This window comes from Paenibacillus sp. JJ1683, from assembly GCF_053006485.1.
This window is the reverse complement of record NZ_CM129820.1, coordinates 358360-372441: the sequence shown is the minus strand read 5'-3', so window position 1 is coordinate 372441 and position 14082 is coordinate 358360. Positions and strand designations below refer to the sequence as shown.

The window sequence follows — 14082 nt, the reverse complement described above, 5'->3', positions numbered from 1 at the left end:
AAAGAGAAACCGTCAGAAAGGAGTGGATCATCATGAAGCGGAAGAAGGCGTTTCTCTTCCTGATTCTTGCACTCGTCTTACTTCTGACAGGCTGTTGGAATCGTAGAGAGTTGAATGAGCTTGCCATCGCCGTCGGTATGGGAATCGATAAGCAAGGAGACCAATTCCGGGTCTCTATCCAAGTGGTGGACCCTGGCAAAGCATCGGCTAAAAAAGGAGCAGGAGGTGGGGCTCCAGCCACCTTGTATACAGAGGAGGCGGACACCATATTTGAAGCGATCCGGAAAATAACAACAATTAGCCCCCGGAGAATGTATTTTTCTCACCTGCGCATATGTGTTATCGGTGAGTCGTTAGCTGCCGAAGGGATGGCAAAATCTTTAGATTTACTCTCCAGATATCATCAGTTCCGCACTGATTTTTATATTGTAGTGTCCAAGGACGTTAGTGCGGAGGATACGTTGAAAATTATGACGCCTTTAAATCCGATTCCCGCCAATGACCTTTTTTCTTCCCTGGAAACATCACAGAAAAACTGGTCGCCTACTACGACGGTAACCTTGGATGAATTGATTGCAGCTATGACTAGTGAAGGAAAGCAGCCTGTGTTGACAGGACTTCGGATCATTGGCAATAAAGAAATGGGAGAAACCAGCGATAATGTGCAAAAGATCGCTCCGTTCAGTCGTTTACAGTATTCAGGACTTGCTGTATTCAGAAAAGATCGACTAATCGGATGGTTAGATGAAACTGAAAGTAGGGGCTATAATTTTATCCTTGGCAAAGTGCAAAGCTCTGTCGGCTACGTTGCTTGCCCCAGAGGCGGCAAAGTCGTCTCCGAAATCATTCGCACCCAAACCACTGTAAAAGGAAGCACCTATAGGGGAGAGCCCCAGATTCATATTAAAATGGAGGTTGAGGCCAACGTGGGAGAAGTCGAGTGTACTGACCTCGATTTGACCAAGGTAGGAACGATTTATGACATTGAAAAGCAAGAAGAAGAAAAAATAGAAGATATTATGAAGTCGGCCGTTAGAAAGGCCCAGCAATCCTACAAAACGGACATATTTGGATTCGGTGAAGCCATTCACCGCGCCGCCCCGAAGACTTGGAACAGACTGAAACAAAACTGGGATGAGGAACACTTTACAGAATTACCCGTAACGATCAAAGTCGATTTCAAGATTCGGCGCTTGGGCACCATCGGTAGCTCCTTTATGAATGATATGAAAGAGTAATTCCCCACTCCACAAAAGAAGGTGTTTTCCAAAGTGCTATCTCAAATGGTAAAAATCATCGGCATATTCCTCGTCGCTGCTGTAATTAGCTTAATTGAAGTCCCCGACATGTGGAAAAAAGGATTTAAAAAAGAGCTTTGGTTATTTTTCATCCTACTCTTTTTTGCGGTCGGAATTAGTTGTGCCAAGGTATTACACTGGCTCATTCCCACCCCCCTGGATTGGATAACAGCCATATATAGACCATTCAGCAATTTCCTGATCCATATGGGCCTAATAAAATAAGAGGAGGTGAAAAACGGGTGCCCGCACAAATCAAAATCTCAGCACGACAAATCATGATCATATCTGCTTTATTTACGGTCGGAAGTGCGATCCTCATCGTCCCTTCAGGGATGGCACTTGTAGCCAAACAAGATGCGTGGATTGCCGCGCTCGTGGGGGTCGGGGCTGGGCTTCTTATCTTGTATATGTACAGCAAGCTTGCGGCGCTTTATCCAGAGATGACCCTGGTTGAGATGATGGAAACCCTACTCGGAAAATGGTTAGGCAAAACCGTAGGTTTTCTATTTTTCACCCTACTATTCATTAATGCTCCTGTACCGGTGTTATTTTATTTAGGGAATTTTATGACTACTCAAATGATACCGGAAACGCCGATTCTAGCGGTAAATATTCTTTTTGCACTTATCATAGTATTCGCTGCTCGGCTGGGTCTCGAAGTCCTGGCTCGTTCGGCCGAACTGTTGTTTCCTTTATTTACTCTGCTGTATATTTCTTTTGTAGGTTTAGTGGTATCCAACATTAAGCTGGAAAATGTCCAACCTGTATTGGAGGCAGGAGTAGGACCGATTTGGCCTGCTGCCCTGTCCTTTTTTAGCACAGTATTTATACCTCATATTATTTTGCTCATGATCTTCCCTTCTTCTATAAATCGTTCCGATCAAACCCGTAAAGCTTTTTTCATAGGAAGCCTGATTGGCGGATTGATGCTGGTCGTGGTGGTTGCATTGACAATTTTGGTATTTGGTCCTGACTTAACGGCAAGAAATATATATCCTAGCTATGCGTTAGCCAAAAAAATTAGCATTGGCAACTTTCTACAGCGCATCGAAGCCATCATGGCTACAATGTGGTTTATTTCACTTTTTTTTAGAATCACGCTGTATATGCACACCACAGTGACAGCAATAGCCCAAATCTTTTGTCTGAAAAGCGATCGGCAACTGGTGCTTCCTCTCGGGATGTTATTAGTCATCCTGTCCATCATCGTGTACCCTAATGTCCCTTACCAACAAACCTATGATACAAAGACGTGGATTCCCTATTCTCTATCCATTGGGTTGTTTTTCCCCTTACTGCTGCTCTGTATTCATGGGATACGAACAATCTGGTCAAAGAAAAAAACAGCATCCAAAGGGTAAATCACACTCTTTTTTCGTTATCTGCGATTTTTTTTAGCGCTACCTGTTTACAATCTCCTCTTTTAGTTTATTTTAAACGAGTATTAAGCTGGCGCTAAGATTGGGCGTGTATGATGTATTTAAGAATCTGGTAACTACATAAGCCGGATGGGCTAAAGGCATAAACATCACTCCCGTTGGATATCCATATACCGTTCCACCCCGTCAGAAATTTAATGAAACACAAAAGGAGATTTACACTTATGAATCGAAAACGAATGTTGGTCATCTGCACACTGTTGCTGGCGTTATCTATTGGGCAGTCATCTACTTGGGGAAGTCGGGCTAATGCTGCTGCACTGGCTCCAGAGAGAGCCCTGCATGTACAGGACAATGAAGCTTCCAAGGATGATGATCTGTTGAAAGCACTGGGTATATCCTCGGATGAGCAATTATATGATGCGTTATATAATGGTCAAACCTTGGCTGATATTGCACAAACCCATAATCAGGATGCTCAGGCTATCGTTGATCTACAGGTAGCTCAGTTGACGGAGCAGTTGGATCAACGACTGGCCAATAAGAGCATTACCCCAGAGCAATACCAAGCCCATAAGGCAGAACTGACACAAGTCGTTGCCAAAAGTGTGTTCGGGCTATAAGCCTAGGACACGACCGAACATCAAAAAGGCGCTGAACCCTTAGAGGATCAGCGCCTTTTCTGTATTTGATATAACTTACGCTTGATATACCCGAATCAGATTGGTCGTGCCTGCCTCAGCGACAGGGACGCCTGCTGACAGGACTACAGTATCTCCTTTATGGATATATCCTGCATTCAGCGCGTTACGGATGGAAGATTCGAACATTTCATCCGTTGTGGCTACCTTATCCCCTTTAATCGGGAATACACCGGACAACAGGCAAATTTTAGCGAATACCGTGTTATTCGGAGTAACCGCAATGATCGGTGCCTTCGGACGATATTTGGACACCATACGAGCCGTGAATCCACTGGCAGTCGAGGTAATAATCGCTTTGGCATCCAGCTCCAGAGACGAACTCACCGCACCCTGACTAATGACTTCAGTAATGTTGGTGCTTTGGCGTGCTCTGCGCTTATCGAACTGCTCCTGGTAATCCAATTGTGATTCTGCACTGGCAGCTACCGCAGCCATGGTCCGTACGGATTCAACAGGGTATTTTCCTGCAGCAGATTCGCCCGACAGCATCACTACGTCAGCTCCCTGCATAACGGCATTGAACACGTCACTAACTTCAGCTCTCGTCGGACGCGGGTTCACCTGCATGGACTCCAGCATGTGAGTAGCAACGATAACGGGCTTGCCGACCAGATTACACTTGTCGATCATTTCTTTTTGCATCACAGGCACGTCTTGAATCGGCACTTCCACGCCCAGGTCGCCACGAGCTACCATAATACCGTCCGAAGCTTCGATGATATCATCCAGGTTTTCCATACCTTCGGCATTTTCAATTTTGGAATAAATCTGTACATGCTCGGCATGATGTCCCTTCAAAATTTCACGGATTTCACGGATATCGTCGCCTTTACGCACAAAAGAAGCCGCAATAAGCTCGATACGCTGCTCCACCCCAAATTGAATGTGCTTCACGTCGCGCTCTGTTACGCCTGGAAGAGTTGTATGAATCCCTGGCAGATTCACACCTTTTCTCGGCTTCAAAATACCGCCGCTTACGATGTTACAAATCATCTCGGTTCCTTCGATGGAGGTTACAGTCAGATCAACCAAACCGTCGTCGATGAGAATGCGGTCACCTGCTTTGATATCCTTCGGCATATCTGGGTAATTCACCGAAATACGATGCTCGTCCCCCAAAATCTCTTCCGTGGTCAGAATAAGCTGGCTGCCTGGCTTCAGTAGAACAGATGCCTCCTTCAGCTTGCCAATCCGTATTTCCGGTCCTTTAATATCCATCATGACAGGGATACAGGTATTCATTTCCTTCGCTGCCTGTCTCACATTTTCAATACGTTTAACATGATCCTCCAGCTCCCCATGAGCCATGTTCAAGCGAGCTACAGTCATACCAGCCTGGATCATTTCTTTTAACAAATCAATGGAGTCGCAGGCAGGTCCCATAGTACAAATAATTTTCGTTTTAAGCATAGTAATGTCATCCTCCTGAATGTCTTTACTGTATAACTTCTTCTCCACTTTGCTTCTCTATCTACATTAAACTTATATAGTCCTATTCTACCTGTACCCGTTCACCAAGACTATGAACTATAGTATGATGGATGTATTACAGTATAGTGAATGTTGAAGACATCGGGGAGTGAGTTTCGTGATTACATTGATGGATATACGGCAGGACAACGGTGTGGACTGGTATGAAAAGGCTGGCGCAAATAGCGACAACGATGACTTACTGTTCATTTTGGTCACCTTTGGCAAATGTGTATATTGGGTGAACGATAGCAAGATCATTCTGGGCAAGGGTGAAGCACTGCTTTTACCCGCTCATCTGAATTACTATGGCAAGAGCATTCCTACGCTTTTCCATACCAAGTATGTGATACATTGCCGCAAAACATGTACGAACAGCACACTTCCCATACTGAATACAGACCAGCCGTTATGGATCAAGCCCGGATGCTACGATTTGCTGCATGAACGGATCAAATCGATGTATTATCAATGGACTGAACACCCAAGCTACTACGCCCTGATGGCTGACTGTCTGCTGACCGAAGCCATGATTTATATGAACCAGGAATGGGACAAAGGTACCGTTCCTCGCGATAAAGAACGGCATGTAGAACATATGAAACAGTACATTCAGAATCACTACAGGGAAAAGGTAACCAAAGAAGAGCTTGGTGATGCCATTCGCAAAACCCCCAATTATGCCGCGACACTGCTGCGTGAGGTTACAGGCCAAACGATCAGCGAGCATGTACATACGCAACGTATTAAAACCGCCATCTACATGTTGACGGAGTCGCGGCTAACGATTCGTGAAATCTCGGAGTATGTGGGCTATAGTGATGTGTCCTATTTTCATCGGATCTTCAAACGCTTAACAGGCTGTTCCCCGTCCGAGTTTCTGGATGAACGTTCCTCCATCGTCTAATCTGATAGCCTGAAGCAGAATTTCACAGATAAAAAAATGGCCGCTTCACATCGAATGCTGCTCTAGTTATCCTTTTTTTCATTAAGGGACAAGAGCGCTCCGTGTAAAAGCGACCATTATATTTATAGTTACACGCATGAATCTGCGTATATTGGTGCTGACTGAATGATATTATTTGGAGGAACCCGCTGTTTTGACTTTGTCCAGCATTTTATCGTTAAAGCCAAACATCCAAGTCAGGACAAAGGATACTGCCATAGCAGCCAAGTTCGCCAAAATATAAAAAGGAAGCTGATGGTTCATGTAGAGCAACGTACCTGGAATAACCGTAACCGCCATCCCTGTAGCCGCCAAATGCAAGACCGAAGCAATAAAACCACCAACCGCTCCGCCGATGAGACCCATGACAAAAGGCTTCATATATCTCAGGTTGACCCCGAAGATAGCCGGCTCTGTAATTCCTAGGAAAGCAGAGAACGAAGAAGGAAGCGCCAACGCTTTCAGCTTGCTGTCCTTCGTTTTCAGACCAACTGCCAGACAGGCAGCTCCCTGTGCAGCCATTGCGCAGGTAATAATAGCATTGAAGGCATTTACGCCGTTCTTTTCAAGCAGTTGAATCTCCAGGAAATTAAATATATGATGCACACCTGTAACGACGATAATCTGATGCAAAAAGCCGATGACGATCCCTGCAATACCGAAAGGCAAATCAAGTACAAATATGGTTCCGTGCAGCACCCATTCTTCAAGTGAATGGAAAACTGGACCGATAGCAAACAGTCCCAAAGTGATCATAATCAACAGTGTTAAAAATGGTGTGAGAATCAGATCCAGTGCTTCAGGCACCCGTTTGCGCAGCGCCCGCTCCAGCTTGGCTCCGATCAAGCCCACGAAGAAGGCTGGTAATACCGAGCCTTGATAGCCCACCACAGGAATGAAACCGAACATCGTCAACGGATGGGCTGAGCCGTCCGCAACACTATACGCGTTAGGCAAAGCCGGGTTTACCAGCATCAGACCGAGAACGATACCCAGCACCGGACTGCCGCCGAATACTCTAAAGGCTGACCAAGCGACTAACGCAGGCAGAAAGGCAAAAGCCGTATCCGTTAATACCTGTGTATATAATAAAAAGTTAGGTGAAATATCCTGCGGCGTCATGCCGAGCAATGCGAGAATTTGCGGCTGAGTGAGCAAACCGCGCAATCCCATGAACAACCCCGTAGCGACCAGCACTGGAATAATCGGTACAAACACATCGCCAAAGGTGCGGATAGACCGCTGGAAGACGTTGCCCTCCTTTTTCGCCTGACTCTTCACCTCTTCTTTAGATGAACCCGTCACGCCAAGCTTTTCAACCTCATCAAAAATCCGATTTACCGTTCCTGTACCAAAAATAATTTGATATTGACCTGAATTGAAGAAAGCCCCCTTAACCTTGTCGATCTCCTCAACCTTTTTCTGATCAATTTTCTCTTTATCATGCACCATAATGCGCAGGCGCGTTGCACAGTGAGCAAACGAAGCGATATTTTCCTTTCCACCGATCGCCTCGATCACTTCTTTAGCTATCTCTCTGTTTTCCGCCATGATGTTCATCCCCTCGTTCATTCCGTTATGTTTGATGATTAACGATCCACTTGATGAATTAGCCTACTCATGTAAAATTCCATTTTACCGCTTGGAAGAGAGCCTCTCCCTTGTCGGCAAAAAAGCGTATTTCGTCACTCTCTGGGTGCGGAAAAATACGACTGGTGAACACTTCTTCCCCATCATTGACGAAAATCTCAACTGAAGATGTATCTACAAACAGATGAAGTTTAATATGATCCTTGTCCCATGCACACTGCCGTACTTCACCGTACGAAGTGGCTACAGGCTCACCCGATTGCGTACGATCCAATACAAGTTTACGGCTAACGGCATTATATTTAATCACCGTTTTCTCCGTCTCACTCGCACGGAATTCAATACCGAATGCCTTGGCATCCAAAAGATCTACTTCGCAGATCATCTCATAGGCAGTACCCTTAAATCCTTCGTAGGTTTTGCTCTCTGAGGACAACGTGTCAGCTACCCGATCCTCACTATTTCTACGCAGCGTGGTTAATTCGGGGATAGGCCGCTGCAAGAGTTTTCCCTCATGAAGCGTAAGTTCCCTCGGTAATGTCAGACAGTGGGCCCATCCGTTCGGATCTGTCGGATATTCGATATCCGGTAGCCCCATCCAGGCCACCATAATACGACGCCCCTGCGGGTCAATCATCGTCTGTGGTGCATAGAAGTCGAAGCCCCGATCAAGCTCGTGGAATGCGCCGTGCTCCAGTGTTCTTGTCTCTGTATCCAGCAGTTTGCCGATGACGTAGCCCGATTGATAAATATTGTGGTTTTCATCCCCTGAAGACTCCAAGCCCTGTGGAGAAAAGACCAACACACCCGCTCCATTCAGTTCAAAATAATCCGGGCATTCCCACATGTATCCAAACGATTCCAGCCCCGTGCTCAGTTCTCCCTCGAACTGCCAAGTGTGAAGATCCGTTGAACGATAAAGGACAACGCAGCCTGTTGAATCTGTTCTTTGTGCACCAATCACACAGTAGAAACTATCGCCGTCCTTCCATAGCTTGGGATCACGAAAATGGTCTGTATAACCTTCTGGCACATGGCCAATAACAGGATGCTCCCACTTGGTAATGTGACCGCTCTCATCCATAACAGCCATGCATTGATAAGGATGTCTGATCCAGTTTTCGTCACGTGTATTTCCTGTATACATCATGTATAATTTGCCCTCATGCTCCAGCGCGCTGCCGGAATAAGCCCCATGCGAGTCGAAGTAGTCTCCAGGTGTGATGCCAATGCCTGCACTATGCCATGTGACCAAATCTTTGGATTTCAAATGATACCAATATTTCATTCCGTGATCGGTTCCTAGTGGGAACCACTGATAAAATAAGTGGTATTCGCCTTGATAATATGAAAATCCATTCGGATCATTGAGCAAGCCTGTCGGTGGTTGGATATGAAACGACTGCCGCCACGGACATTGCTCCACCTTTTTCTGCAAGCTTGCTATTTCACCGGGCTCAGCCTGCTCGATTAATCGATACTTTTGTTCTTTTGTCATTTTCATAGGTGTACCTCATTTTTTTAAAACTTAGATTTTTGGGAACCGGTTCCAATGTAATGAAAAAAATTAAACGGAACCGGTTCCTATACAATGAAAAAAATATACTCATCCATGGATTTGCAACCGATTCCAATTGTGCAAGAGTGCAATGGAACCGGTTTCGAAGAAATTATAATCCACCTGCTCAGCGTTTGTCAACGCTTTCTCTTTCAATAAGGGTATAATCCATGACCGTCACTTGCTCTACCGTTTTATGTTCTACCAGCCGTACAATGTTTTGGGCTGCTACACGTCCAGCCTCCATATATGGGTATTGAACAGTTGTTAGCGCAGGATGAATGACCTCCGTAATATCGTATCCCCCAAAGCCAGTGACCGACAAATCCGACGGAATGGTAATTCCTCTGGAATAAGCCGCGTTGATTACCCCAAGCGCGATATTATCCGTAGCACACACCATCAACGATGGCTTGAATTGGTCTAAGATGGCAGATGCAGCAATCCGTGCATCGGACATTTTAAACCCGGTTTCATAGTACCTGATATCATATCCTGCGACTCGCATCGTCTCGTCCGTATAACACGTAGCAGGTAACGCATCGCGAACAGCCTGCCTAAAGCCCTCTTTGCGCTGCACACCGACAGCAACGTCCCTTTCAGTAACACCGACATAGGCAATTTCACGGTGGCCCTGTGACAGGACATATGCACCGATATCATATCCGGCACGATAATCATCATGGATAAGGCTATGGATCTGCTCATGTTGTTGGCCTACCAGCAATACCGGAATACTGATGTCTCGAATCGCGGTCAGGTGGTCGTCTGTAATTTGAGCAGCCAGCAGAATGATGCCTGAAATTTTTTGTCGTGCGAACTCATAGATCGCTTCGATTTCACGCTTTACATCCTGACTCGTATTAGAGATCAGCATCTGGTAATGTTGGGAACGCAGCTCCTCATCAATCCCCATTAACGTATGGGATGTCGCAAAGGAATCCAGCCGTGGCACGACGGTTCCGATAATGTTGGTCCGTTTAGCCTTTAAACTTTGGGCAAAGGTATTGGGCACATACCCTGTGGCCTTAACCACCTTTTCAATTTTACGCTTAGTGTCCAGGCTGACAGATCCGCCGTTCAAAAAACGGGATACGGTGCTCTTGGATACACCAGCCATTTGGGCTATATCTGAAATTGTCTTATTCATGAGGTCCCCCGGAGATTTTCATTTTCATAAGCGTCCAAAACTTCTCTTTTCATATAATTCTATAATACCATATGGCAGGATTGGATTGCTGTAGCTTCAGTTTCACTATGCACAAAAAGCCGTCCCTTCCATGAAGAAGGAAACGGCGTTTTATGATGGACTGAATTTTAAAAATCAAAGTTATCCGGATCTGGACCTACCCGAAGATTGGCATTTAACGCCTGAATTTGATCCATATCCTCACGCGTCAATTCAAAGTCAAAAATATCGGCATTTTCGACGATTCGATGCGCCTTGGTGGACTTGGGAATAGTGACGACTCCCTGCTGTACATCCCAGCGTAAAATCACTTGAGCCACCGATTTACCGTACTTGTTCGCTATGTCTTGCAGTACCGGATGATCGAGCAATTGACCCTGCATGAGCGGGGACCAGGCTTCCATTTGGATGTTGTTCTTTTGACAGAATTGCAGCAGCTCGGTTTGGGTTAGCTGCGGGTGAAATTCCACCTGATTGACCATTGGCTTGATTTCTGCATCCTGCATGAGATCTTCCAAATGGTGAATTTGGAAATTGCTGACTCCGATGGCCTTAATCCGTCCTTCTTTATACAAGGACTCCAAAGCTCTCCAGGCTTCTTTGTACTTCCCTTGAACCGGCCAATGAATCAAATATAGATCCAGATAATCCAGTCCCAGCTTGTCTAGGCTTGCTTCATAAGCTGCTCGTGTCTCTTCATAGCCTAAATCTGCATTCCACACTTTGGACGTGACGAATAGTTCTTCTCTGGACAGATTATTCTCCGAGAGGGCTTCCTGAATAGCCTGTCCTACACTGTTTTCATTCGCATAGATTGCCGCTGTATCTATACTGCGGTAGCCATGCTTTACAGCAGCCTTCACAGCATTGACCAGCTCTGAACCTTCTTCTACTTTAAATACCCCGATGCCAAACCAAGGCATGCGAACTCCGTTGTGCAATGTTGTTGTGCTTTGTAGGTTTTGTGTCATTTTGTATCTTCCTCTCTATTTTTTAAAAGTTTTAGCCTACCAAGGCGGTTGTATCCCTTTTTTCGAGCATACGACTCCAGGCTGTCAGTAGAACCGCAACAAAAACCATTACCCCACCGACCCAAGTCGTATGCATAAGCCCCAGTGAATCTGTCACAATTCCTCCCACATATGCTCCGATTGCGATTCCTGCATTAAAAGCCGCAATATTAACAGCAGAGGCGACATCGACAGCTTTGGGTGCAAAACGTTCGGCTAACATAACTACATACACCTGTAGACCAGGCACATTCATAAACGCAAGCAATCCCATAAAGAAAATCGTCATCAGACCTGCCGTTTGAAATGGCACGGTAAACCACAGCAGAAACAGGATCACAGCTTGAATCAGAAACATGTAAAACAAAGCTGAAAGCGGTCTGCGATTTGCAGCTTTTCCACCGATGACATTCCCGATAGCAATGGCGATTCCATACAATAAGAGAATGAACGTTACCGTATTTTCTCCAAAACCGGTTATGTCATGAAGTAATGGAGATAAATAAGTAAACACGACGAATGTGCCCCCATATCCCAAGGCAGTAATGATAAATGCAAGTAGCAAGCGACCATTCGTAACCAGTTTGACCTGCTCGCTGAAAGGAGTCTTATTCCCTTTTCGGAGCGTAGAGGGCAGCAGAATCAGATTAGCAATGAGGGCCACAACACCGACGACCACAATGGCCATAAATGCAGCCCGCCAACCCCATTGCTGCCCCACGTAGGTGCCCAACGGCACTCCTGTGACGGTGGCAACGGTCAAGCCGGAGAACATAATCGAAATGGCACTCGCCCGACGATCATCGGGAACAAGGTCGGCCGCGATGGTGGACCCGATGGACATGAACACTCCATGGGAGAACGCCGAGATGACACGTGCAATCAGCAGCAGGGTGATTCCACTAGAGACCGCAGCAAGGCTGTTGCCTGCTATAAACACAATCATGATCCACAGCAGTAGCGTTTTACGAGGAACACTCGATGTTAACGAGGTCAACACAGGTGCCCCAATGGTAACCCCTAATGCATACAGCGTTACAGTTAGTGCGGACATTGTTACGGATATGTGCAAGTCTTCAGCGATCAGGGGAAGCAATCCTACGCTGATGAACTCAGTGGTCCCAATGGCAAAGGCACTTACGGCTAAAGCCAGTAATGGCCAGATACTTCGTTTGGATTCTGGCGACATGTTTTTCACTCCTATCTATAGTAATCTTCGACCAGCAGATGTTATTATGAGTTATTCAATCAATTATGAACAGTACGTACTTTTTAGTGATATAGGTACCAAAAAGTACCCTACAGGTGACATACACGGAGGGATCGGCATTGGGGAAGAAAAAATACAATATCTCTGTTGAGGCGACATTAGAGGTGATCGGAGGAAAATGGAAGTGTGTGATTCTGTGTCATTTGACTCATGGAAAAATGCGGACAAGTGAATTAAAGCGCATGATGCCTTCCATAACACAAAAAATGCTGACTCAACAGCTTCGTGAATTAGAGGAAGACGGCATTGTCAATCGGATTAGTTATAATCAGGTTCCACCCAAAGTGGAGTACGAGCTTAGTGAATATGGATGTAGTTTGAAAAGCATTTTGGATTCACTTTGTGCCTGGGGAGAAAGACATATTATTAAAGAATACGGGGATAAATCTGCGGTTTTGGAGGATAACATTCTGAATAAGCTGTAAAGCAAAAAAAAGCGTCTGCACTAGATCAGCAGGCGCTTTCTCTCTTAGAATTCATGAGTTACGAATTGGACATCATTTTATTTTGTGAAATCAATGACCATACGTCCTTGGATTTTGCCATGCTCCATCTCTTCGAAGATTTCATTGATGTCTTCAAGCGGACGTTTTTGTACAAGAGGAACAACTTTACCTTCTGCAGCAAACTGGAACGCTTCTTTAAGGTCTTCACGAGTACCGACCAAAGAACCGATTACTTGAATGCCGTCCAGAACCAGACGCGGAATGTCCAGATCCATTTTATCGGTTGGAAGGCCTACAGCTACGACACGCGCGCCAGCCTTCACAACGTCAATGGCTTGGTTGAAAGGTGTTTTGGCAACAGCAGTAACCACGGTTGCATCCAGACCAGCACCGTTCGTTAATTCCTTAGCTCGGGCGACTGGATCTTCTTTCATGCTGTTAACAATATAGTCAGCACCAATTTTTTTGGCCAGTTCGAGTTTTTCATCACTGATGTCAAAGGCTACAACTTTAGCATTGAATACATTTTTGGCGTATTGCACAGCCAGGTTACCCAAGCCGCCGATACCGAAGATACCGATCCATTGTCCTGGTCTGATATCGCTTACTTTAACTGCTTTATATGTTGTAACCCCTGCGCAAGTTACACTACTTGCAGCGGCAGGATCAAGATTATCTGGTACTTTGACCGCATAGTCAGCTGTGACAATACATTGTTCTGCCATTGCACCATCTACCGTGTATCCGGCATTTTTAACTTCACGACACAAAGTTTCCCGTCCGGTTAAACAATATTCGCAGTGACCGCAGCTTTCGAACATCCAGGCAATACTTACGCGATCGCCAATTTTAAGGCTGGTTACTCCTTCACCTAATTCAATGACTTTCCCAATGCCTTCATGTCCCAGAACTCTGCCTGTGACATCACCGAAATCTGCATTTTTTACGTGTAAATCTGTGTGGCAAACCCCACAATATTCAACTTGGACTAACGCTTCCCCATGTTTCAGGGAGCGCAAAGGTTTCTCTTCTACACTAACTTTCTTGTCTTTTGTAACAATTGCTGCTTTCATGTAGATCTCTCCTTTGAGTGGATATGGAATTATTTTGTAATGCACACCCCACTATTATAGTTACTTCCCCCAAAGAGGACAAACAAATATTTCACCACTCCATTATTCTCTCTACATCCCGGTAATAATAAGCAACCATTTCTACC

At 45.5% G+C, this 14082-nt stretch carries 12 protein-coding genes; 5 read left to right on the top strand and 7 right to left on the bottom strand.

What is annotated here, in order from left to right:
• The first annotated feature begins 32 nt into the window (after window positions 1-32).
• From ACUC6J_RS01580 to ACUC6J_RS01570, 3 genes are all read left to right on the top strand, one after another.
• Complete coding sequence (locus ACUC6J_RS01580; protein ID WP_447249642.1) at window positions 33-1238, top strand: Ger(x)C family spore germination protein; 1206 nt, start codon at window positions 33-35, stop codon at window positions 1236-1238.
• A 302-nt stretch (window positions 1239-1540) separates the two neighbouring features.
• Complete coding sequence (locus tag ACUC6J_RS01575; RefSeq protein WP_025363763.1) at window positions 1541-2662, top strand: GerAB/ArcD/ProY family transporter; 1122 nt, start codon at window positions 1541-1543, stop codon at window positions 2660-2662.
• A 242-nt stretch (window positions 2663-2904) separates the two neighbouring features.
• Window positions 2905-3303 (top strand): hypothetical protein, encoded by a 399-nt coding sequence (locus ACUC6J_RS01570; RefSeq protein ID WP_090890782.1) that lies wholly within the window; start codon window positions 2905-2907, stop codon window positions 3301-3303.
• A gap of 75 nt (window positions 3304-3378) precedes the next feature.
• Here ACUC6J_RS01570 and pyk read toward each other — a convergent pair whose 3' ends face one another.
• Window positions 3379-4794, bottom strand: a complete 1416-nt coding sequence (gene pyk / locus ACUC6J_RS01565) for a pyruvate kinase (protein WP_016820210.1) — start codon at window positions 4792-4794, stop codon at window positions 3379-3381.
• 178 nt (window positions 4795-4972) lie between these two features.
• On the opposite strand from pyk, the gene ACUC6J_RS01560 reads away from it, so the two are divergent.
• The gene (locus ACUC6J_RS01560; RefSeq protein WP_447249641.1) at window positions 4973-5761 is read left to right on the top strand and encodes a helix-turn-helix transcriptional regulator; all 789 of its coding nucleotides are present in this window, start codon (window positions 4973-4975) and stop codon (window positions 5759-5761) included.
• Window positions 5762-5932: 171 nt separating this feature from the next.
• On the opposite strand, the gene ACUC6J_RS01555 is transcribed toward ACUC6J_RS01560, so the two are convergent.
• The 5 genes from ACUC6J_RS01555 to ACUC6J_RS01535 all read right to left on the bottom strand — a co-directional run bounded on the left by ACUC6J_RS01555 (window position 5933) and on the right by ACUC6J_RS01535 (window position 12336).
• On the bottom strand, window positions 5933-7351 hold the full coding sequence (locus ACUC6J_RS01555) for a sucrose-specific PTS transporter subunit IIBC (RefSeq protein ID WP_016820208.1): 1419 nt from the start codon (window positions 7349-7351) through the stop codon (window positions 5933-5935).
• A gap of 67 nt (window positions 7352-7418) precedes the next feature.
• On the bottom strand, window positions 7419-8894 hold the full coding sequence (locus ACUC6J_RS01550) for a glycoside hydrolase family 32 protein (protein WP_090890784.1): 1476 nt from the start codon (window positions 8892-8894) through the stop codon (window positions 7419-7421).
• A gap of 181 nt (window positions 8895-9075) precedes the next feature.
• Window positions 9076-10098: a LacI family DNA-binding transcriptional regulator gene (locus tag ACUC6J_RS01545; protein WP_447249640.1), complete on the bottom strand. Its 1023-nt coding sequence runs from the start codon at window positions 10096-10098 to the stop codon at window positions 9076-9078.
• Window positions 10099-10265: 167 nt separating this feature from the next.
• Window positions 10266-11108: an aldo/keto reductase gene (locus ACUC6J_RS01540; RefSeq protein ID WP_017425667.1), complete on the bottom strand. Its 843-nt coding sequence runs from the start codon at window positions 11106-11108 to the stop codon at window positions 10266-10268.
• Between the two features lie 31 nt (window positions 11109-11139).
• A complete protein-coding gene (locus ACUC6J_RS01535; RefSeq protein WP_277376225.1) occupies window positions 11140-12336 on the bottom strand; it encodes an MFS transporter in 1197 nt (398 codons plus the stop codon).
• Window positions 12337-12476: 140 nt separating this feature from the next.
• Here ACUC6J_RS01535 and ACUC6J_RS01530 point away from each other — a divergent pair, with 140 nt between their 5' ends.
• Window positions 12477-12842: a winged helix-turn-helix transcriptional regulator gene (locus ACUC6J_RS01530; RefSeq protein WP_013368959.1), complete on the top strand. Its 366-nt coding sequence runs from the start codon at window positions 12477-12479 to the stop codon at window positions 12840-12842.
• 77 nt (window positions 12843-12919) lie between these two features.
• On the opposite strand, the gene adhP is transcribed toward ACUC6J_RS01530, so the two are convergent.
• Window positions 12920-13936, bottom strand: coding sequence for an alcohol dehydrogenase AdhP (gene adhP, locus ACUC6J_RS01525; protein WP_016820203.1), 1017 nt, complete (start codon window positions 13934-13936; stop codon window positions 12920-12922).
• Between the last annotated feature and the right edge of the window lie 146 nt (window positions 13937-14082).